Source organism: Tamlana sedimenti (assembly GCF_038148895.1).
Lineage (GTDB): Bacteria > Bacteroidota > Bacteroidia > Flavobacteriales > Flavobacteriaceae > Tamlana.
The window spans coordinates 44,023-66,382 of sequence record NZ_JBBVGQ010000004.1; the positions used below are offsets into that span (position 1 = coordinate 44,023).

The following is a 22,360-nucleotide window of genomic DNA, read 5'->3' on the forward strand; positions in this document are numbered from 1 at the left end:
ATTTGATAATAATTATCATTGAATGATACTCAACACGACATACAACAACAAAGAGCACAAGCAACTCCTATCGGATTTGGTAGGCAAACCTTTTTCATTTTTCGAATCAATAAGAATGAAAGGCATTGGCTCTAAACGTATGATTATTGATGAGGTAAGCCCTAATTTACAACCTTATTTAAATAAGGTATCAGACATCAATTATTCCAATATAGAACTTCGCCAGAAGGGCATTCTGGTTTTTATTAATAAAGGATTACAAAATTTCACGTGGGCCATTCCCTATTACCATTTAGTGATGTACAAAATAAACGGAGCAAGTATACATGCCCAAGGCAACTTCATCCATTTTAGAAACAACAAAACATTCAAGGAGAACAAGCGCTTCTTTGAAAAAATTCTGGATGAGAAAATAAAATATGACGAACAATATAACTTTCAAAACTTATGAGCTTATCCATAGCCCAAAAAGATAGAGTTATAGAAATGGCTTGGGAAGACAGAACCACATTCGAGGCCATAACATTTCAATTTGGTTTGGCAGAACAGGACGTTATAGAGTTAATGCGAAAAGAGCTTAAAACGAGCAGCTTCAGAAGATGGCGGGAAAGGGTTCAAGGAAGAAAAACCAAACACGAAAAATTAAAAGAATTTGAAAAAGGACGTTTTAAATGCAGTCGACAAAGACAAATTACCCAAAATAAAATTTCAAAACGATAACGTGCTTTGATTGATACCACATATCAAGACAGCGCATAAAAAAGAGCTTATGCAATTAGAAAAAACAGGAAGAAAAACAAACAGACATCACTTTAATGGATTCTCTGTTGAAGAAATAGGAGATGACCATCTTTACACAGGCATGGAAACCCCAATGAAAAAAGATGCCTTTAAACTTAGTGACGCTGAAAAAAAGGAACGTATTTCTATTTTATTTGAAGAAATAATTGACGTTATGGGTTTAGACCTAAACGACGATTCATTAAAAGGCACACCAAAACGTGTTGCCAAAATGTACATTGATGAAATTTTTTCAGGATTAAACCCAGCAAATAAGCCCAAAGTCGCTTTGTTTGATAACAAATACCAATACAATCAAATGTTGGTGGAAAAAAATATTACGCTTTATTCTAACTGCGAGCATCATTTTGTTCCCATTATTGGTAAGGCACATATTGCCTATATCTCCTCAGGGAAAGTAATTGGGTTGTCAAAATTAAATAGAATTGTTCAATATTATGCCAAGCGTCCCCAAGTTCAAGAACGATTAACCAATCAAATTGCCAATGAATTAAAATCAATTTTAAACACTGAAGACGTCGCAGTTATTATTGATGCCAAACACCTTTGCGTGTCCTCTAGAGGCATAAAAGATGACTCATCGTCAACGGTTACCTCATATTATGGAGGAAAGTTTAACAACACAGAAAAAATGACACAATTGCAAAATTATTTAAACAGTTAAATCAGTGCCATCACCATAAGAGTTATCAAGTAGACAAAATTGGTAATTATTTTAAACGAATTATTAAACTTTTCATAATTATCCCATGCTAAAATCAAAAAAATAATAGATTTTACTATATTGACCAGTTCAGGAACTTATTGAGTTTCAAATTTGTGAAATTTTAGAATAGAAGATTAGACATGGAGATTATAGACAAAGCTTTAGAATTCGAACAACGTAAGCACACGTTTAAAACCACTAGTGAGCGCATTGAATCGTCTAGAGAAGCCAAAGACTTAATATTAAGTTTAAACACCATATATAAAGTAGAAAAAGATCCTGATATCATGGATCTTATGAAGCGTTTAACAGTCATTAAACAAAAAATAGAAAAAAGGCTCAAGGGCAGGCCATAAAACACAAAACGCCCAGAAACCATATGAAAACAATCATTGTAGTTGGTGGCAGTAAGGGCATCGGGAAAGCTTTAGTTGATAAGCTTCTGGAACTGAATAAAGTTATAAACCTTAGCAGAACCACTCCAAAATTATCACATAGCAACCTCACACATTACAATTGCGACGTAACCCAAGATGAATTACCAGAAATTACTGCTGCAGACGGCTTGGTATATTGTCCGGGCAGTATAAATTTAAAGCCCTTTTCTAGGTTAAGTATTGACGATTTTAAAAATGATTTTGAAATCAATGTTCTTGGTGCGGTTAGAGTAATTCAAAAATATCTTCAAGTTCTTAAAAACGGAAAACAACCTTCCATTGTGCTGTTCAGTACAGTAGCGGCAAAATTGGGCATGCCTTTTCATTCCAGTATTTCAGTAGCCAAATCTGGTGTTGAGGGACTGGTAAAATCTTTGGGCGCCGAGTTGGCCCCAACCATTCGCATAAACGCCATAGCACCTACAGTAACTGATACAGACTTGGCCTCTTCCCTATTGAGGAATGAAAAAATGATTGAAAAAATCACAGAACGCCATCCTCTTAAAAAGTTTTTGTCACCCGATGAAGTAGCTGATATGGCTGAATTTTTATTGTCAGACAAAGCTTCATCTGTATCAGGACAAATATTCGAAATGGATTGTGGAATTGTCAGTTTCAAAATTTGAGTTATGAAACTATTCAGGTACACAATCATATTTTTAATTATCAATTTTGGTGCATTAGCTATTGGAAGTTGGCTAATGGCCAATGGTCCTGAAACCGCTTGGTATCAAAATTTAAACAAAGCCCCTTGGACACCTCCTGGTTGGGTTTTTGGTGCGGCCTGGACTACCATTATGGTATGTTTTTCCTTTTATATGGCTTTCCTCTATAAAGCAATTTCAAAAGGAATGGTTTTATGGCTATTTACCTTACAGTTTGTCTTAAATGTTATTTGGAACTACATATTTTTTAATCGGCATTTTATCGGCTTGGGGTTTACGACAATCCTATTGCTTACAAGCCTAATTGTCATTTTCATGATTAAATTTAAGAAAGAGATAGGGATAAAAACCGTTTTAATAATTCCCTACTTCGTTTGGCTATGCATTGCAACTTCGTTAAACGGCTATATTTTATTAAACAACTAAAATGAAAATTTACAGGTTACACAAAAAACAAAACTTACCAATTTCTATCAATGAAGCATGGGCCTTTCTGTCAGACCCTAAAAACTTAAAGGTAATAACACCAGATTATATGGGCTTCAACATCTTATCTGGAGCCGAAAGACCCATGTATGCAGGGCAAATTATTCAATACATCGTGACCCCAGTGATGGGCATAAAAACAAAATGGGTAACTGAAATAACGCATTGCATTGACAAAGAATATTTTGTCGATGAACAGCGCTTTGGTCCCTATTCGCTTTGGCACCATAAACATTTTATCAAAGAAATTGATGGCGGTGTTGAAATGGAAGACATAATTGATTACAAAATACCTTTTGGTTTGCTTGGGCAATTGGTGCACCCTATTTTAGTAAAACCTAAACTTGAAGAGATTTTCAATTACCGAACAAAAAAATTAGAAGAACTTTTTGGAACTTATAAAATATGAATGAACCTATTAACATTTTTTGGTTTAGACGCGATTTACGCTTAGACGACAATCATGGATTTTACGAAACCTTAAAAGGCGATTGCCCAGTAATGCCCATGTTTATTTTCGATAATGAAATTCTGGACAAACTTCCTGAAGAAGACGCACGGGTAACATTCATTCACGATACACTCCAAAACATGCGTGCTACATTGCAAAAAGATTACGGTAGCATTGCGATTTATAAAGGAAATCCAATTGATGTCTATAAAAATTTGGTCAAGGAGTATAACATAAATGCTGTTTACACCAATCATGACTATGAACCTTATGCTCTAAATCGTGATAAAGAAATTGAAACATTTCTTAAAGAAAACAGCATCCAATTTAAAACCTTTAAAGACCAAGTTATATTTGAAAAAAACGAAGTCGTAAAAAATGATGGCGACCCCTACGTGGTGTATACACCCTATATGAAATCTTGGAAAGAAAAATTCAAATCCTATAATCTGGAAATTTTCGATACAAAGCCACATTTAAATAATTTGGTGCAACATTCTCACTTACCGAATTTGAGTTTATCCGATATTGGTTTTAAAACATCAAGCCAAAAAATTGAACCATATACTGTTACCCCAGAACTGATTCAAAACTATGAGGCTAAACGTAACTTTCCTGCAAAAAATGGCACATCGCGTTTAGGCCCGCATTTACGCTTCGGAACCGTTAGCATCAGAAAAATGGTTAAAAAGGCTATTGCCGAAAAGAATGAAATATTTTGGCAAGAATTGATTTGGCGTGAATTCTTCATGCAAATCCTTTGGCATTTTCCTGATACGGTTACCAAAAGTTTTAAGCCTAAATACGATAACATTAAATGGCGCAATAACGAACAAGAATTCAAACTTTGGTGCCAAGGAAAAACAGGATATCCGCTGGTAGATGCCGGCATGCGCGAATTAAATGAAACGGGCTTTATGCACAACCGCGTGCGGATGCTTGTTGGAAGCTTTTTATGCAAACATTTACTTATTGATTGGCGCTGGGGTGAGGCCTATTTTGCTGAAAAGCTGCATGATTACGACATGGCAAGTAATGTGGGCAATTGGCAATGGGTAGCCGGTTCTGGAGTTGACGCGGCACCCTACTTCCGGATTTTTAACCCAACAACACAAATTGAAAAATTTGACAGAGATCTAGAATACATAAAAACGTGGGTCCCTGATTTTCAAGAGTTGACTTATCCCAATAAAATGGTAGACCATAAATTTGCCAGAGAACGCTGTTTGGAGGCTTATAAAACAGCTTTGAATTAAACACGTCCTTCACTACTTTTTCCTCGAACAAGGCTCTTTATCTTATAAAAGTGCCTATTCAAATTTCACATTATCTAACGTGCTTTTGTTTTAAGAATAAATATTAAAATATGTAAATCTTTTTTAGACTACGCTTTCTAAAAAAACAAAAATTTCGTATCTTATAGTATTATTTTTGGCTAACCTTAAAGCCCATTTAAGATGAAAAATATTTTGGTTTCTATTGATTTTGATGGCAATGAGCAGGTCTTGTTAGACAATGCCGTCATGCTAGCGCAAAAATTTGGTTCAAAAATATGGGTACTTCATATTGCAGCGCCAAATCCAGATTTTGTTGGTTACGAAGTAGGCCCAAGATTCGAAAGAGATTTTCGTGCCAATCAACTGCGAGAAGAGCACAAAAAAATCCAAGAATATAGTGATAACCTAGAGCAAAAAGGATTGCATGCCGAGGCACTACTCATTCAAGGAGCAACTGTTGAAACCATTATGGAAAAGGCAAATGATTTGAATATCGATTTAATAATTGCTGGCCATAGTGATCATGATTTTCTTTACAAAGCCTTTATTGGTAGTGTTTCCTCCCAAATTATTAAGAAATCTAAAATCCCAGTACTTATCGTTCCCCTAGATTAAGGAGAAAAACATTAGACTATTCCATTAATAAATTGTCATTAGTCATTTTACAATGCCTTTTAGCAACCTTATTTTATTTAAATTTACACTTCTAACTTTAACACAAAACTAAATCATGAAAATACTGGCTATTGGGAAAAACTATGTTTCCAAGATCAATGAAATTGATGCAAACAAAACCGGAAACCAAATCATTTTTTCAAAACCCGAGTCTAGTTTGGTTAAAAACAATAAAGATGTTGTTTATCCAAGCTTTACAAAACAGTTGAACTACGAGGCTGAATTGGTCATAAAAATTGGCACAAAGGGAAAAGATATTGCTTTAGACAAGGCTGCTTCGCATATTTCTGAAATAGGCATTGGCATAGACTATACCGCTAAAGACATCTTCAACGCTTGCAGGGAAACCAAAGGTCCATGGGATTTAGGAAAAGGATTTGATGGCGCGGCGCCAATTTCAAATTTTAAGCCTATTTCAAATTTCCCTAATTTGAATGATATCAACTTCAGTCTATCCATTAACGGTGAGGAAAAACAAGTGGGCAATACATCCTTAATGATTTATAACTTTAGCGACATTATTGCTTTTACCTCTAAATTTATGACTTTAGAACCTGGTGACCTTATCTTTACAGGAACTCCAGCATCCGGAACGGGTGAAATCCATAAAGGAGACCATTTACAGGCTTTTATTGAAGGTGAATTGTTATTGGACTTTAAAATGATTTAATTTCTGAGTGACATATTAACATTATGATTAAAAATTCCATTGCATATCGCGTTTACGATTTCTTAAAAAACTATCCGCCATTCAACCTTTTAAAACAAGAAGACCTACTTGAGGTTTCGAAAAAAGTATCCATTATTTATCTTGAAAAAGGCGATACCGTTTTTAAAAAAGGCGACAGCTTTAACAGTAATTTTTATATCGTAAGAAATGGTGCCATTACCTTATATCATACCACTAATGAAAACGTTCAGGTTATAGTAAACATTTGTGACGGTGGTGATGTTTTTGGTGTAAGGCCACTTATAGCACAAGAAGACTATAAGCTTACGGCAACGGCCAATGAAGAATCCATTGTTTACGCCATGCCGATTGAAGCTTTTAGAATAGTGAGCAACAACAATACAGACGTTTACAAGTTTTTAATTACAGCTTTTGCCACCAATACTTTCGATCCCTACACTGCCGAAGAAAACAAAAAAATATTTGTTGATTATCTGCCAAATACCGCGCAAGATATTGTAAACTTTCAAGCAGCAAACTATTCAAAAAATCCTGTTACGTGCAGCCAAGAGTCGTCTTTGAAAGAAGCTGCCATAAAAATGCGAAACCATAGAATTGGATGTATCATTGTTGTTGACGAAAGTGATAATCCTGTGGGCATTATAACTAACAGCGATATCAAAAACAAAATTGCCACGGGTGAATTCCCCATTGAAACTTGTGTAAAAAACATCATGAGTTCTCCGGTGATCACTTGTAAACGGGGATTGACCGTAGCAGAAGGCCAGTTAAAAATGCTTCAACACAACATTGGGCATTTATGCATTACCAAAGACGGCACGGTCAATTCAAAACTCATTGGGGTTTTAACCCATCATGATGTATTGGCCACTTTGGGGAATAACCCAACCGTTATTTTAAAAGAAATAAAACGAGCAGACCGCACCAACAGACTTAGGGCAGCCAGACTAACGGCCAACAACTTGCTTAAAAGTTATTTGGAACAAAACATCCCTATAGGGCATATCACGAAAATCATTTCCCAAATAAATGATGCCGTAACCGTTCGTGCCATTCAAATTGCATTGAAAAAAATGCCCACCAAACCACCGGTAGAATTCTCTTGGATAGCATTGGGAAGCCAAGGCAGAAAAGAACAATTACTATTTACGGACCAAGATAATGCCCTTATTTTTGAGGATGTTCCAGAAAATAAATATGAGGAAACCCAGGCTTATTTTTTAGAGCTTTCAAAATTGGTGAGTAAATCATTAAATAAAATTGGGTTTCAATATTGTGAAGCCGATATGATGGCGAGTAATCCAGAATGGTGCAAATCTATTAGCGAGTGGAAAAATCAATTTAAGGATTGGATTTTAAATACTGATGACAAGGCCATCTTACTGTCTTCCATATTCTTTGATTTCAATCACATTTACGGAAAAAAAGCTTTGGTGGAACAGCTATCCGATTCCATATATGAAACTTTGGATGAAACCACATTATTTTTTAGATTTTTAGGTCGAGATGCCCTTAAAAACCCCCCTCCCCTTGGTTTTTTTAAACAATTTGTCGTGGAGAAGGATAATGAGCAAAAAGATTTATTCAACATTAAAAGTCGCGCTATTATGCCATTGGTTGATGCAGCTAGATTGCTTATTTTAAAGAATAAAGTAAAGGGAGTAAACAATACCGCCGATAGGTTTGAAAAAATGGCAGATATAGACCCCAACAACAAAGAGTTGTACCAATCTTGTGCCTACGCCTTTAAAGCACTGATCAAGTTCAAGACCAAACAAGGTTTGTTGCACAACAACTCAGGCAAATACATAGAAATTGAAACGCTTACCAAAGAGGAACAGTTAAAGCTAAGGCGTTGCTTTAAACCCATCCATGATATTCAGGAAGTTTTGCAAGTGAGGTTCGATTTAAAAAACTTTGCCTAATATGAAGTTTACTTGGCCTTTTAAAAAACAGCCTGATTACCCCGAGTTTTTCATGACTTACTTAAGTCACTTTAAGCAGAAAAACAAAGCCGAAATACACAACACCCGATTTGTGGCCTTTGATACAGAAACCACAGGTTTTAATCGAAAGGAAGACCGTGTTTTGTCTATTGGCGCCGTGGCCATTATTGGCAAAACCATTGCCGTTAACGATACTTTGGAATTGTATTTAAAACAAGATGTATTTAAGGCAGAAACTGTTGAGATTCATGGCTTGATGAAAAGCGGCTCTGAAGAAAAAATATCGGAATTGGAAGCTGTTAAGCTTTTTTTGGATTACATAAAAGATGACATACTTATAGCACATCATGCTGGTTTTGACAAAGCCATGATCAACAACATGTTGGCAAGGCATGGTTTGGGCAAATTAAAAAACAGGTTTATTGATACAGGAGTGATGTACAATAAATCGCTACATATTATTTACAAAGACAACACCAAGCCATATACTTTGGACTTTTTATGTAAGGAATTGAACGTTCAACCCATAGACAGGCACACAGCCACAGGCGATGCCCTTATTACGGCTTTGGTATTTTTAAAAATCTTGGCACGTCTGGGTAAAAGAAAAAAATTGACTTGGGGGTATTTGTTGAATAATTAGAAGCACTATTATATCATCTCCGTAAGAGCAGTTATAAATTGTTCAAAACCATTTTTATAAATTAAATTCACGTATATCTTGGTTGGTATTCACTCTTTTTAAACATTCAGTTATTAATACCGAAACCCTTTTCGTTGGAATCAACGTGTAATCGTAAACAGTTCCAATTTCATTCTTTTTTGAAGAATCCCATTCATATTCAGTTCCGTTTTCGTCAATAATTATTGAATTTCCTTCAAATAAATCTTGCCACTCCACTCGTCCGGTCAAATCAACAATGTTCTCGTAAACTACAACTTGGTGTTCTGAATTTACTTTATCAATTAAAAATATCATTGGTTTTGGTGCATGGTTTACAACTGACATCAAAGTGCATTATCAATAATATCCTGCACTACTTCAGGATTCAACAATGTACTGGTATCACCCAAATTACTGGTGTCTTTACAGGCTATTTTACGTAAAATACGGCGCATGATTTTTCCAGAACGGGTTTTTGGTAAACCAACGGTAAACTGTATTTTATCCAATTTGGCAATCGGGCCAATATGCTCGGTAATGATTTGGTTGATTTCCTTGCGTAGGTTGTTTTGATCCCTGCTTTCTCCTGTGTCCTTCAAAATAACATAACCATACAAAGCATTTCCTTTAATGTCGTGCGGGAACCCAACTATGGCGCTTTCTGCAACCGCAGGGTGTTCATTAATGGCGTCTTCAATAGGTGCTGTTCCAAGATTATGGCCAGATACAATAATAACATCGTCTACCCTGCCCGTAATCCTATAGTAGCCAACCTCGTCACGCATGGCACCATCTCCTGTAAAATATTTGTTTTCAAAGGCCGAAAAATAGGTATCCTTATACCTTTGGTGATTGCCCCAAATGGTTCGTGCTATACTTGGCCATGGGAATTTAATACACAAACGTCCATCAATTTGATTGCCTTTTAGCTCCTTGCCATTTTCATCCATCAACGCTGGTTGAATTCCAATAAACGGCAAGGTGGCGTATGTTGGTTTTGTTGGCGTAACAAATGGTATCGGTGAAATCAAGATGCCTCCCGTTTCGGTTTGCCACCACGTGTCCACAATCGGGCTCTTCTTTTTCCCAATGTTGTCGTTATACCAATGCCAAGCTTCTTCGTTAATAGGCTCACCAACAGAACCCAAAACTTTCAATGATGATAAATCATGTTTTTCAATCAAATCTACACCTTCTTTGGCCAAAGCACGGATGGCCGTTGGTGCAGTGTAGAATTGGTTGACTTTGTGCTTTTCAACTATTTCCCAAAAACGTCCAAAATCAGGATAACTAGGCACTCCCTCAAACATGACTGTGGTTGCCCCGTTTGCCAACGGACCATAGACAATATAACTATGCCCGGTTATCCAACCTATATCGGCGGTACACCAATACACATCGTGTTCTCTATACTGAAATACATTCTTAAACGTATAGGCTGTATAAACCATATAGCCGGCCGTAGTGTGAACCATGCCTTTTGGCTTACCCGTAGAACCTGAAGTGTACAAAATAAACAACGGATCTTCCGCATTCATCACTTCTGCCACACAATCTTCATAGGCCTCATCCAGTAATGGTTTTAACCATAGGTCACGACCTTCTTTCATATTGATGTTTGAATTAATACGTTTGGCCACCAAAACCTTATCCACACTTGGGCATACTTCTAAAGCTTCATCAACAATACCTTTTAAATCAATAGTTTTTGCACCGCGATATGAACCATCACTGGTAATGACCATTTTACAATCGCTGTCGTTTATCCTAGTGGCCAAGGCGGTTGACGAAAACCCGGCAAAAACAACCGAATGAATAGCGCCTATTCTGGCACAGGCCAAAACAGAAATGGCCAACTCAGGAATCATGGGTAAATAAACACAGACCCTATCCCCCTTCTTTATGCCTTGCTCTTTTAACACATTGGCAAACTTACACACACGCTCATGCAATTGTCTGTAAGTGATATGTTCCGCAGGTTCTTTCGGGTCATTAGGTTCAAACAAAATGGCTGTTTTATCACCTCGAGTTGTTAAATGCCTATCTATACAGTTTTCTGTAATATTAAGTTGCGCCCCTTCAAACCACTTGATTTCTGGTTTACTGAAATCCCAACTCAGCACATTGTCCCATTTTTTGCGCCACATGAAATGCTCCTCGGCCACTTCTTCCCAAAAATTTTCGGGCTCACGGATTGATTTTCGGTAAACTTGATAATATTCTTCTAAATGTTTTATGTGGTAATTACTCATTGTTTATACTGTATAGTTTAGGTTTCTAAATTAATAAAATCGGCGCAAAATTTTCTGTACATGTCTTCAATAATTTGGGCGTTACCACGCTAAGGCGCGGTCAGGCTTTACGTTACAAGTCCTCGCTCCTGCTTCGCTGTGGGCTTTCCACTGCAATCCTTAACGCGGGGCTTTTCAAAAGGCCAACAAATTAATGGGTAGCCTCTCCTGCCCCACTTGGAATTCTAATATTTTCTACAATGTCTTGAACGTCTTCTGGAGGTGCTGGCGTGAATTGAACAATAATTATTGATACAACAAAATTTAAAACCATAGCCACAACACCAAAGCCCTCAGGTGAAATACCAAACCACCATTCGCTTTTATCGGGCGTAACCTCATCAAACCAGCCTAGTCTATATTTTACCATATATAAAACCATAGAGACAATGCCCACAACCATTCCAGCGATGGCACCTTCCTTGTTCATTTTTTTATAGAAAATCCCCAGAATAATGGCAGGGAAAAACGATGCAGCCGCCAAACCAAACGCCAAGGCAACGGTAGCGGCAACAAATCCTGGTGGATTGATACCGAAATACCCAGCAACGCAAACAGCAACAACAGCCGAAAAACGAGCAGAAATAAGTTCGCCTTGTTCAGAAATATTTGGATTTATCATCTTTTTGATTAAATCGTGTGACACCGAAGATGAAATCACCAACAACAATCCCGCTGCCGTTGATAAAGCTGCTGCCAATCCACCAGCCGCAACCAATGCAACAACCCAGTTTGGTAATTTAGCAATTTCAGGATTTGCTAAAACCATAATATCGTTATCAACTACCAATTCATTTTTATCTTTGTCCGCCACATATTGAATGAGTCCGTCATTGTTCTTATCCGTAAACGTAATCAATCCCGTTGCCTCCCACTTTTTGAACCATTCAGGTACAGTTTCATAAGGTTTGTTTGAAACCGTTTCAATCATATTTGTTCTCGCAAAAACCGAAACAGCAGGTGCCGTAGTATATAAAATAACGATGAGCAATAATGCCAATCCTGCAGATTTACGGGCATCCCTTACTCGTTTTACTGTGAAGAAACGCACAATAACATGGGGCAAACCAGCGGTTCCCACCATTAAGGCCAAGGTGATGGCAAAAACATCAATCATAGATTTTGACCCTTCCGTATATTCAGCAAAACCAAGGTCGGTACTCAAACCGTCCAATTTATCCAATAAATACGTTCCCGATCCATCGGCAACAGTGCTTCCAAAGCCCAATTGTGGGATAGGATTACCTGTCATTTGTATGGAAATAAAAATAGCTGGCACCATAAAGGCAAAAATCAGCACACAATATTGCGCCACTTGGGTATAGGTGATGCCTTTCATACCTCCTAAAACGGCATAAAAAAGTACAATAATCATCCCGATGATGACACCTGTATTGATATTTACCTCCAAAAAACGTGAAAACACCAATCCAACACCACGCATTTGGCCTGCAACATAAGTGAATGAGACCAAAAGTGCACAGATAACGCCCACCAAACGGGCAGTATTTGAATAATAGCGGTCACCAATAAAGTCCGGTACGGTAAACTTTCCGAATTTGCGCAAATAAGGCGCCAATAAAAGTGCCAACAACACATAACCACCTGTCCAACCCATCAAATAAACGGCACCGTCATAGCCTGCGAAAGAAATAATCCCAGCCATGGATATGAATGAGGCTGCACTCATCCAATCGGCAGCCGTGGCCATTCCATTGGCTAAAGGTGACACACCGCCTCCTGCTACATAAAACTCTTTAGTGGAACCAGCCCTGGACCACATGGCGATTCCGATGTATAATGTAAATGTGAGTCCGACTAAAATATAGGTCCAATTCTGCACGCTGACAGACTCAGCCAAAAATATACTACTTATCATACCCATATTTTTTATCCAGTTTATTCATTAAGCGCACATACACAAAAATGAGTATTACAAATACGTACATTGAGCCCTGCTGGGCAAACCAAAAGCCAAGTTTAAAGCCACCTAGTTTTATTTCATTCAACGCATCTTTAAATAAAATACCTGCTCCAAAAGAGACCAAGAACCAAATGGTTAAAAGGATAAATAGATACCTAATGTTTTCTTTCCAGTAGGCTTTTGCATTGTTTTTTGTCATATTATTTAGTTTTAGTTGGTTATCAATCTTTTCAAATAGGGAAGCTATTCAATTTAATAATCTAGCCAAACTTAAAAGACCATGTATCAAATAAATAACCTAATTCGCTCAATTCCATCCTGTACTTTACTGCTTCAATCTATATTTAAAATATGTTTTGGCTTCCTTCACCACTTTTGGAGACAATAAAATTGTTGCCAACATGGTAGGAACGGCCATTAAAGCAAAAACTCCATCAATGAGGTTAAGCATGACGCTAAAGGGGGTTGTTGCAGCTAATATAATGCTTACAACATAAAAGTAATTGTAGTATTGCTTTTTATTCGCCCCAATTAAAAAGGATAGACATTTTGAGCCGTAATAAGAATAGGAAAATAAAGATGAAACGCTAAAAATGAAAACACAAACCATAAGCAAGTATTTTCCAAAACCAGGCATGGATTGGTTAAATGCTGCCGCCGTTAAGCTCACGCCATTATCTGCCGAAGTTTGCCAAACGCCTGTAACCAGAATAGCCAAAGCCGTTAAAGTACAAACAACCAACGTATCGATGGCAGGACCCAACATAGCTACCAAACCCTCACGAATGGGCTCATCTGTTTTTGCTGCCCCGTGCGCCAATGGCGCTGTGCCAATACCTGCTTCATTGGAAAATGCCCCACGGCGAATTCCTAATAAAATGAGTGCGCCTAAAACACCACCCATAAATGCTTCACCATTGTAATAGCTTCCAGAAAAGGCATCGGTAAAAATCATTAGAAAATATTTTGGAACTACTTGATAATTAGAAATCAAAATATACGCTACCAAAACAAAATACAAAAGCACCATAGACGGTACTAATTTGGAAGCCGCATTACTTATTCTTTTTAATCCACCTAAGATAATTGCGGCAGTCAAAATCACTAAAATTACAGCCAAAATTAAATTGGACTTCAACCCCACTTCTAACCCATTTGGAATCAATATTATATCGTTAATAGCCTGAACCAATTGATTCACATTCACAACGGGTAAAGCACCAATCATTCCAAAAACACTAAACATGATGGCCAATGGTTTCCATGACTTTCCCAAACCTTCAACTATAAAATACATCGGGCCACCCTGCAATTCTCCGTCACTGTCTTTTCCCCGATACATCACCGCCAATGTACATGTAAAGAATTTGGTGGACATCCCCACAATGGCACTAACCCACATCCAAAACATAGCGCCAGGCCCACCAACCGAAATGGCAACCGCTACCCCAGCAATATTGCCCATACCAATTGTAGAGGACAGTGCCGTTGTTAAGGCTTTAAAATGTGAAATGTGCCCTGGATCATTGGGGTCATCATATTTACCGCGTAACACATCAATGGCATGACCGAAATACCGAAAGGGTAAAAATTTGGATAAAATCAAAAGATACAAACCTCCCCCAATCAACAAAATAACTAGTGGCAAACCCCAAGCATAATCAGAAAAGGCTTTAATCAACTGTTCCATAATTACCCAATATTTTATAAATATATCACTTTAAGCACATACACATTCCATTATTTAAAAGTATATTTATACAGGTAAAAACCTATTGTATTGCAAGTAACCCGATTATATTTTATTGATGCCGTAAGGGCATTTGCCATTTTAATGATGCTGCAAGGACATTTTATTGACACCTTGCTAATGCCCATTTACAGAGACAAAGCTAACCTGGCATATAACATATGGTCTTATTTTAGAGGGATTACAGCACCTACTTTTTTTACCATTTCCGGATTGGTTTTTACGTATTTGTTGTTGCGCGCCTATGCCAAAGGTGATGACAAGGCCAGAATTAAAAAAGGTCTTTTTAGGGGCTTACTACTTCTAGCCATTGGTTACAGTTTGCGTATCAATATCATCAGTTGGTTAAAGGGTTATTTTAACAGTTATTTTTTCGTTATTGATGTATTGCAATGCATTGGTCTGTCATTAATCTTTTTGGTCGGTCTACATCTGCTACTTAAAAAGCACAGCTATTTTTTTTCGGTGGTATTGTTCACCATTGGGTGTATTTGTTTTGTAACCGAACCGCTTTATAGAAACCTTACTATTGAAGGTGTCCCGAAATTTCTGTCTAATTACATGTCCAAATCAAACGGTTCTGTGTTTACCATTTTACCTTGGTTTGGCTATTCGGCTTTTGGAGCCTTTATATCCACCGTATTTTTTAGGCATGTGCACCGCGAACGGTTTAAAGTGTTTACCATAGCAACCTTTTTTATTGTTGGGTATTTACTCATTTACCAATCTTCTTGGGTTTTAATTAGATTATCCGGGATTACCGGTATAGAACTGTTAAAAGAGAGTGCCGACTATAATTACTTATTCACCAGATTGGGCAATGTACTCATTCTATTTGGGGTATTCTATAGCATTGAACGGTTTTTAAAACAATCCATCATAGCCCGGATTGGCGAAAAAACGTTATCCATTTATGTTATTCATTTTATATTGCTTTACGGAAGCTTTACGGGTTACGGGTTAAAACGGTTTTTTAACCAATCTTTAAGTCCGTACGAAGCCATCCTTGGAGCCTTGCTGTTCATGTTAGTGGTCTGTTTTATTTCGTTCCACTATGCCAAGACCAATACCTTTGTGTATAATTTAATTCGAAAACTCACCGATAAAGTTAAAGACTACTACCATGGCCTACGATGAATTTTTAGCCGACCGAATTAGGCAGCAACTCAATGAAAAACATGTAGTATTTTCCGAATTGAAAATGATGGGTGGCCTGTGCTTTAAAGTAGACGATAAAATGCTTTGTGGCATTCATATAGACAAAAAATATGGCGATAGTTTGCTCATGGCACGTATTGGGGAATCGGTTTATGAACACGAGCTTAAAAAACCTGAATGCCTGCCCATGGATTTTACGGGACGCCCCATGAAAGGCTATATTTTTGTTACACCTGAAGGTTTTGATGCCGATAATGATTTAGCCTATTGGATTGATTTATGTTTGGCGTTTAGCCCTTTTGCAAAATTGAGTAAGAAAAGAAAAGGAGATAAATAAGGCATAGAAAAACTACTTGAACAAACAAAAGAAATAATCCTTTACAAGAAAGACTAGAAAGGATTACATACAACTAAAAGGGTTTAGAATGATGACTTTTTAAAACTTCATCTATCAAGAATTTTCACAAAGGATTAAGTCGTCTACGTTTATTGAAGTTTTTGAAAGATATTCAGAAAAAGAATCATTTAACTTGCCATCTTCATATAATGAATATTTAATTTCCATAGAGTTGCCTGTTACAGTTAATGTAAACAGAACCATATATTCAACACCTTCGAATTCTTCAACGAACTTGACTTCTAATGTGTTATTAGAGTTTTTGGTCGTGGTAGCCGAGTCATACTCATCATCCATAATTCCAAGATAGTACTCAAAACAATCTCCATATTCTTCCCAAAATTCAAATGGGCTATTTGAATTATCAATGATTCTTAGGTAAAATGTTTCATCAAAACCAGAGTAAACCCATACGGTACCATCGTACTTTTCTAAAAAGGTTGCAATAGAATCATCATTGTTATCACTTTTACTACAATTGAATGTTAAAAGCGACAGTGCTAAAACGTAAATTATTTTTTTCATGACTTATTTGTTTTGATTATTTAATTCATCATAAGTTACCAAAAAGTAACCGTATAAAATATCATTCTACATCTCATTTATTGACTACTAAAATTAGATTGGATGTAGAAGTTAATATTAGAAAAACCAATAGGCAATGATAAATATCATGGCGTTCAGATATTGAAATTAAAGTAATTCCCATTCAATTATAAACTATGTAAACTTGCATTGCAACGCTTGTAATATTCTATTCATGCCAAAGACCCTAACTAGTTTGTTTTAAGAAGCCTAAATTGATTTATATCATTGCACCAAGTAATAATTGTATTGACATTTAGAATTAATTAATTCTAAATGTCATGAAAAATTTTACTCTATTTTTTATTGGGTTTTTCTGTATTACGGCTGTATTAATTGCCCAAAATACAGATGTAAAATCCTATTTTGAAGATCAGCACATTGGCGGACTTGCCAATGATGGAGAAAACATTTGGGTTGGTGTAGATAGTTTACTCGTAAGAATTAATAAAACTACTGGAGAAACTATTGCTAGTTGCGAAATACCAATATCTACTAATTACCTTGATTCAAATAGATATGCTTTATCAATTTCATTAGATAAGAACGGTAAAGCTTGGATAATTTGTATTGGCCCGCTTGTTTATCTGGAAACTTTTGATGGAGTAAATACTTGGACGGAAATACCTTTACCAAGTGCATTTCTTTTCGGTTTAATTATTGACGAAGAAGATAAAGTTTGGATATCATCTTTTTTGGGCATGCATGAATATGTTGGGACTGAATGGCAAGAGTTAACCCCCAATTGGCCTTATTTTGCAACAGCCATTGCTGTGGATAATGAGAACAACAAATGGTTGGGTTTAACTGACAGTTATTTGGGGGCCCAAACTGGTTATTTGACTAAGTTTGAGGGGACACAATCAAACATATTAAGCTCTCCTTATCTTGATGCTCCTGGCGGTTTAATTAGGTCTATTGGAATAAATCCAGCCGGAATTATTTGGATGGGAACTTGGGGGAAGGGATTAATAAAATTTGATGGGTTAAATTGGCAAGTTTATAATGCTTCAAATTCGGAAATACCTCTTAACAGGATTGAAAACGTTACAGTTGAGGGAGCCAATATCATCTGGATGTCAACCGAAAATGGATTAACACGCTTTGATGGTGTAACCTGGAAAACGTTTAATACAGAAAATTCAATTTTGCCTTCAAACACCATTAATTCCATTTTAGTAGATGAAAATGGAACAAAATGGGTTGGCACCGACAAAGGGCTCATCTCGTTTAAAGGAAATTCTTTGAGTACTTCTGATGAACAAAATTCTAAAGTTCAATTTAAATTATTCCCTAATCCAGCCAATCATTTTGTAACGCTTAACATGCCTCTGGATGCTATTAACCCAACTATAGAAGTTTTCAATGTTCAAGGCAAATTAATGAAATCAATGAAAATGACTAACATTAGCTATAAAATGGATATTAGCACTTTTCCAAGTGGCATGTATTTTATCCAATTAAAAACCACAAATGGTATGGCCATTAAAAAATTTGTAAAACAAAATTGATTGCAATTTAATATGGATTGGTTTCATTGTTCAAAACCAAAGAACATAAAAAAAGCCCTCTGAAAATCAGAGGGCTATTTTGAACCTGTCTAAGACTATTATACTTCTTTTATTTCCCATTGATGAATATCATTGTTTAATGCTTGATTTGATTTTAACTTAGGATATTAACTTAAAAAGGAGTAGAAATAATTTAAAAACAAGGAATCATGAAAAAATTTTTATCCGCATTTAGCTTATTTCTTTTATTAGTTGGCTGTGCTGCAACCACTCAATACGTTCAGGTTTCGGACAGCAACAAAAAGAGTAATAATTACAGTAGCGAAACCATGGCTCAGATATATGTGCTCAGACCGAGTTCATTTGGGTCGGCAATAACATTTAAGATCTATCAGAACGAAAAGTTCATTGGAGAATTAGGACCTAATAGTTATTTGGCATGGCAAGTTGATTCTGCAAACGGACAAATAGAAGTAATCAGTAAATCAGAAAATTATTCTGTGCTGTCAGTAACTCCGGAGGCCGGTAAGACCTATTACATCAAGCAAAAAGTTAAAATGGGATGGATTATGGCTAGAACTGACCTAGAACTGCTTTCAGAAGAAGAAGCTGTTGAAATGCTAAAAAAGCTTAAATCTCCTAAAACAAGTGTTTAATCCCATTGTCATAAAATCTGTTAATCATTTTCGACAGCATATTATTTAGAGATGATGCTTTGAAAAATCAAAAAACATGTTAAAAACAAAATAGCCCTCTGGTTTTCAGAGGGCTATTGCAATCTCGACAGGATTCAAAGCTGTGACCGTCCAATAGATTTTTTAGTTTATAAATTCTAACGAACGCATACTTTACTTACACAATGCTAGTTTTTAAAACTATTTTAAACGATTTAATGGCATTAATCTTTAATAATTTTTTTGGTAGTTTTTCCCTGGTTAGTTTCTATTTCTAGAAAGTACAAACCTCTTTCTAAATTTGAAAGATCTAACTTATTGGTATTCTTAAAACTTTTAATGAATTGACCTAAACTATTGTATAATCTAATTGTTTGAAATTCTGGATCACCTGCTAGTTGAATAGTTAACTTGTCTTTTGTTGGGTTTGGGTAAAGAATCATCTTATTGTCTACTAAATCATCATTATTTTCAACCGATAACGTGTAGAATGAATTTTTGTAAAGTTTAACAATTTTCTGACTGGAAGCATTCCTTCCAGAAATCACCAAATCTTTATCATTATCACCATCAAAATCGAAAAAGGCACTTGATGCAATACCATCAAAATTATCTGGTATTTTATTTGGGTGCAAAGAAAAAACCCCATTACCATCATTGGTAAATATATTTGTACCTCCTACAAATAAATCTTTGTCATTATCATTATCTAAATCTATACAACTTAACGGCCAACCCATGCCCACAAAAGGTGTATTATCTCCTTCAATAAAGTTTCCATAGCCATCATTTATAAATAATTTTGTACTACTAACATTTGTGACTGTTAGGCCTGCAATTAAATCTAAATCGTTATCATTATCTATATCTTCAAACATTAACGAAGACCCTAGTTTTTGATTAAACGGATTAGCAATTTCTGTAAAATTAGAGCTACCCGAATTTACAGTATTGATAAAAACCTTAGTAATATCGTCATATCCATCATTACCAGTAACAATAAAATCCTCATAATTATCACCGTTAATATCTCCAAATAGCAACTTAGCACCTCTGTAAATACCAGCCTCAGGATAAGAATCTATCAAACTAAAATTACCGCTTCCATCATTCTCATAAACATAAAACCCCAATACATAAGATCCACTATACCCACAAAGAAAAAGATCCAAATCATTGTCCCTATCAAAATCACTAAAAGCTGCTGATCCGTTAATAGGTACAAAGGGAGTATTTGGTATCAAACTAAAAAACCCATTACCATCATTTCTATATAAAAATGCATAGGTAGAAGTTGAACCAGAAACTCTTGCGAATCCTGCCATAAAAACATCCATATCATTATCATTATCAATGTCTCCCAAAATCATTGCTCCAGAACCATTTAATCCAGGAAAGCGCCTATCTAAATCCATTTTGAATTCACCGCTACCATTATTTAGGTAAACTTGGACTGTTCCCTGTGACGCACTGTTTTCACCGTTCAATATAATATCATCATCATTATCTCCATCAATATCCAAAACAGCTAAGTTTCCACCTGTACCATCAAATGGTGGGGATGCTGTAACTAAATGGAAGTTTCCTAAACCATCATTGCTATATAACTTTGATATTTCCCTATCCGTGTCAATGTTAAACCCATTTATTAATAAATCTGGATCGTTATCGTTATCCACATCCTCAAATGCCACTGAGCTGTAATATACCCCTTCAATTGTAGCACCCAATGCTTCGCTGAACACTCCACTACCGTTGTTTTCATAGAGCTTAGAAATAGGATCGCTGCCATTAAAACCTGTCAGTAATAAATCTTCATCGTTATCCCCATCGATATCAGAGAAAGAAACAGCACCTCTTTCAACACCTTCAAATGGGGTTTCTGAAACCAATGTAAAATTACCTGAACCATCATTTTCATACAATTCGGATATTAAGTCATTAACACTATTTCCTGTAATTAATAAATCTAAATCATTGTCACCATCAATATCGGAAAAGGTTGAAGTGCTTCTGTAAACATACTCAAATGGAAGCCCAGACATTGCGGTAAAGCTATTACTCCCATCATTTTTGTATAAATTTCTGGTAACAACTGTACCATTGCTGCCTGTAATAAACACATCCAAATCATTATCCCCATCAATGTCCACTAAGTTCACTGAACCAGAGGAAACACCTTCAAAAGGAGTAGCCGCTACTAAAGAAAATACTCCTGTACCATCATTTTCATACAAGTTAGCTACTCGTGCTGCTGCTGCGGCATCGTATCCTGTAATGATAACATCTTGATCGTTATCATTGTCATAATCACCAAAACTGATGGCACTAAGATAAACACCTGGAAAAATGGTATCATTATTTCTAATAAATACCCCGCTACCATTATTTATCCACAACTCGGTAACCGATGTAGTTCCATCATATCCAGTAATAAGCAAATCCTGATCATTATCATTATCCACATCAGCAAATGCTATTTCTCCATCCGTAATACCTTCAAAATATATATAGTTCTTTTTTGTAAACCCTCCAAACCCGTCATTTAAATATAATTGTGTTTCCCGTGATTTATATGTAGTAAATCCTGCGATAACAACATCTTGATCATTATCTCCGTCTACATCAGCAAAGGCTATAGATCCATTTGTTGAACCTTCAAAATATTCAACAATCTCAGGCATACTGTAAGTTGGCAGAACTTCTTCAAATTCTACTATTTGGGCATTAGCAATTGTTATACTTAAAAGAAAGGTATAAATCAAAAAACGGGTTATTGTAGAGCTTTTCATGATGTGCTAAATTTTAAAAAATGAAACAAGGAAATCCTAATTAATCGTGCAGGTTAAAAAATCTGGAGAAGTCTTTCTACTGAAAATTTAATTTTCAATAATACATAACCGTTTATAATATTAAAAAATTAAACACAATAGGTCAATACTCAATTTGAGTACTTTGAGTTGATTTTAGATTAGATGCAAAGATTTTAGATGAAATACTTAATAAATAACAATATATGTCGTATTCTCTTTACAGTAGAAAATTCAATTGAGCTTAAAAAGACAAATTAATTACCTAAAGAGATGAAATAACATTAGGCATATGCAGAATTTCCACAAAGTAAATTTCTACTTTATAAATAATAACGTTAAGTTGAAAGTTAAGATTTTAAATGTTGTTTTGGGACTTCAGAATGTTTGAAATTCTAGTGTTTTTTTTACGATTGAAGTTTCTGAATTAATAATGCACAGTTCCTTTTAAAGTGCAATTC

General features: G+C 35.9%; 23 protein-coding genes. 16 read left to right on the forward strand and 7 right to left on the reverse strand.

Annotation, left to right across the window (positions count from 1 at the left end):
• Positions 1–22 precede the first annotated feature (22 nt).
• From WJN01_RS10495 to WJN01_RS10550, 12 genes are all read left to right on the forward strand, one after another.
• Positions 23–451: a hypothetical protein gene (locus tag WJN01_RS10495; RefSeq protein ID WP_445197115.1), complete on the forward strand. Its 429-nt coding sequence runs from the start codon at positions 23–25 to the stop codon at positions 449–451.
• Positions 448–720 carry a TIGR03643 family protein gene (locus WJN01_RS10500; RefSeq protein WP_445197116.1) on the forward strand — a complete coding sequence of 91 codons (273 nt, stop codon included), beginning with the start codon at positions 448–450 and terminating at the stop codon, positions 718–720. Before WJN01_RS10495 ends, WJN01_RS10500 begins: the two co-directional genes overlap by 4 nt.
• Before the next feature lie 49 nt (positions 721–769).
• Positions 770–1,465 carry a GTP cyclohydrolase I FolE gene (folE, locus tag WJN01_RS10505; protein WP_445197117.1) on the forward strand — a complete coding sequence of 232 codons (696 nt, stop codon included), beginning with the start codon at positions 770–772 and terminating at the stop codon, positions 1,463–1,465.
• Positions 1,466–1,647: 182 nt separating this feature from the next.
• Positions 1,648–1,863, forward strand: coding sequence for a hypothetical protein (locus WJN01_RS10510; RefSeq protein ID WP_445197118.1), 216 nt, complete (start codon positions 1,648–1,650; stop codon positions 1,861–1,863).
• A gap of 23 nt (positions 1,864–1,886) precedes the next feature.
• The gene (locus tag WJN01_RS10515) at positions 1,887–2,570 is read left to right on the forward strand and encodes an SDR family NAD(P)-dependent oxidoreductase (protein WP_445197119.1); all 684 of its coding nucleotides are present in this window, start codon (positions 1,887–1,889) and stop codon (positions 2,568–2,570) included.
• A gap of 3 nt (positions 2,571–2,573) precedes the next feature.
• A complete protein-coding gene (locus tag WJN01_RS10520) occupies positions 2,574–3,035 on the forward strand; it encodes a TspO/MBR family protein (protein ID WP_445197120.1) in 462 nt (153 codons plus the stop codon).
• A 1-nt stretch (position 3,036) separates the two neighbouring features.
• Positions 3,037–3,504: an SRPBCC family protein gene (locus tag WJN01_RS10525; RefSeq protein WP_445197121.1), complete on the forward strand. Its 468-nt coding sequence runs from the start codon at positions 3,037–3,039 to the stop codon at positions 3,502–3,504.
• Complete coding sequence (locus WJN01_RS10530) at positions 3,501–4,802, forward strand: cryptochrome/photolyase family protein (RefSeq protein ID WP_445197122.1); 1,302 nt, start codon at positions 3,501–3,503, stop codon at positions 4,800–4,802. Before WJN01_RS10525 ends, WJN01_RS10530 begins: the two co-directional genes overlap by 4 nt.
• A 201-nt stretch (positions 4,803–5,003) precedes the next feature.
• Positions 5,004–5,438 (forward strand): universal stress protein, encoded by a 435-nt coding sequence (locus WJN01_RS10535; RefSeq protein ID WP_445197123.1) that lies wholly within the window; start codon positions 5,004–5,006, stop codon positions 5,436–5,438.
• Between the two features lie 115 nt (positions 5,439–5,553).
• Positions 5,554–6,168, forward strand: coding sequence for a fumarylacetoacetate hydrolase family protein (locus WJN01_RS10540; protein WP_445197124.1), 615 nt, complete (start codon positions 5,554–5,556; stop codon positions 6,166–6,168).
• A gap of 23 nt (positions 6,169–6,191) precedes the next feature.
• Positions 6,192–8,114 (forward strand): DUF294 nucleotidyltransferase-like domain-containing protein, encoded by a 1,923-nt coding sequence (locus WJN01_RS10545; RefSeq protein WP_445197125.1) that lies wholly within the window; start codon positions 6,192–6,194, stop codon positions 8,112–8,114.
• A 1-nt stretch (position 8,115) separates the two neighbouring features.
• The gene (locus tag WJN01_RS10550) at positions 8,116–8,778 is read left to right on the forward strand and encodes a 3'-5' exonuclease (protein ID WP_445197126.1); all 663 of its coding nucleotides are present in this window, start codon (positions 8,116–8,118) and stop codon (positions 8,776–8,778) included.
• Positions 8,779–8,832: 54 nt separating this feature from the next.
• Here WJN01_RS10550 and WJN01_RS10555 read toward each other — a convergent pair whose 3' ends face one another.
• From WJN01_RS10555 to WJN01_RS10575, 5 genes are all read right to left on the reverse strand, one after another.
• A complete protein-coding gene (locus WJN01_RS10555; protein ID WP_445197127.1) occupies positions 8,833–9,114 on the reverse strand; it encodes a hypothetical protein in 282 nt (93 codons plus the stop codon).
• A gap of 29 nt (positions 9,115–9,143) precedes the next feature.
• A complete protein-coding gene (acs, locus tag WJN01_RS10560; RefSeq protein ID WP_445197128.1) occupies positions 9,144–11,051 on the reverse strand; it encodes an acetate--CoA ligase in 1,908 nt (635 codons plus the stop codon).
• A gap of 190 nt (positions 11,052–11,241) precedes the next feature.
• A complete protein-coding gene (locus WJN01_RS10565) occupies positions 11,242–12,969 on the reverse strand; it encodes a sodium:solute symporter family protein (RefSeq protein WP_445197129.1) in 1,728 nt (575 codons plus the stop codon).
• On the reverse strand, positions 12,959–13,213 hold the full coding sequence (locus WJN01_RS10570; protein ID WP_445197130.1) for a DUF4212 domain-containing protein: 255 nt from the start codon (positions 13,211–13,213) through the stop codon (positions 12,959–12,961). The genes WJN01_RS10565 and WJN01_RS10570 overlap by 11 nt, the downstream gene beginning before the upstream one ends.
• 126 nt (positions 13,214–13,339) lie before the next feature.
• A complete protein-coding gene (locus WJN01_RS10575) occupies positions 13,340–14,704 on the reverse strand; it encodes an alanine/glycine:cation symporter family protein (protein WP_445197131.1) in 1,365 nt (454 codons plus the stop codon).
• Positions 14,705–14,794: 90 nt separating this feature from the next.
• Between WJN01_RS10575 and WJN01_RS10580 the strand changes: the two genes are divergently transcribed.
• Both WJN01_RS10580 and WJN01_RS10585 read left to right on the forward strand, forming a co-directional pair.
• Positions 14,795–15,901: a heparan-alpha-glucosaminide N-acetyltransferase domain-containing protein gene (locus tag WJN01_RS10580; RefSeq protein WP_445197132.1), complete on the forward strand. Its 1,107-nt coding sequence runs from the start codon at positions 14,795–14,797 to the stop codon at positions 15,899–15,901.
• The gene (locus WJN01_RS10585; RefSeq protein WP_445197133.1) at positions 15,888–16,259 is read left to right on the forward strand and encodes a TfoX/Sxy family protein; all 372 of its coding nucleotides are present in this window, start codon (positions 15,888–15,890) and stop codon (positions 16,257–16,259) included. Before WJN01_RS10580 ends, WJN01_RS10585 begins: the two co-directional genes overlap by 14 nt.
• Before the next feature lie 114 nt (positions 16,260–16,373).
• On the opposite strand, the gene WJN01_RS10590 is transcribed toward WJN01_RS10585, so the two are convergent.
• Entirely contained in the window at positions 16,374–16,844 is a 471-nt protein-coding gene (locus tag WJN01_RS10590; RefSeq protein WP_445197134.1) for a hypothetical protein, read from the reverse strand.
• 341 nt (positions 16,845–17,185) lie between these two features.
• Between WJN01_RS10590 and WJN01_RS10595 the strand changes: the two genes are divergently transcribed.
• Both WJN01_RS10595 and WJN01_RS10600 read left to right on the forward strand, forming a co-directional pair.
• The gene (locus WJN01_RS10595; protein WP_445197135.1) at positions 17,186–18,415 is read left to right on the forward strand and encodes a T9SS type A sorting domain-containing protein; all 1,230 of its coding nucleotides are present in this window, start codon (positions 17,186–17,188) and stop codon (positions 18,413–18,415) included.
• Positions 18,416–18,624: 209 nt separating this feature from the next.
• Positions 18,625–19,071: a DUF2846 domain-containing protein gene (locus WJN01_RS10600; protein ID WP_445197136.1), complete on the forward strand. Its 447-nt coding sequence runs from the start codon at positions 18,625–18,627 to the stop codon at positions 19,069–19,071.
• A 242-nt stretch (positions 19,072–19,313) separates the two neighbouring features.
• Here the strand turns inward: WJN01_RS10600 and WJN01_RS10605 are convergent, their stop codons facing one another.
• Entirely contained in the window at positions 19,314–21,881 is a 2,568-nt protein-coding gene (locus WJN01_RS10605; RefSeq protein ID WP_445197137.1) for a T9SS type A sorting domain-containing protein, read from the reverse strand.
• Positions 21,882–22,360 lie beyond the last annotated feature (479 nt).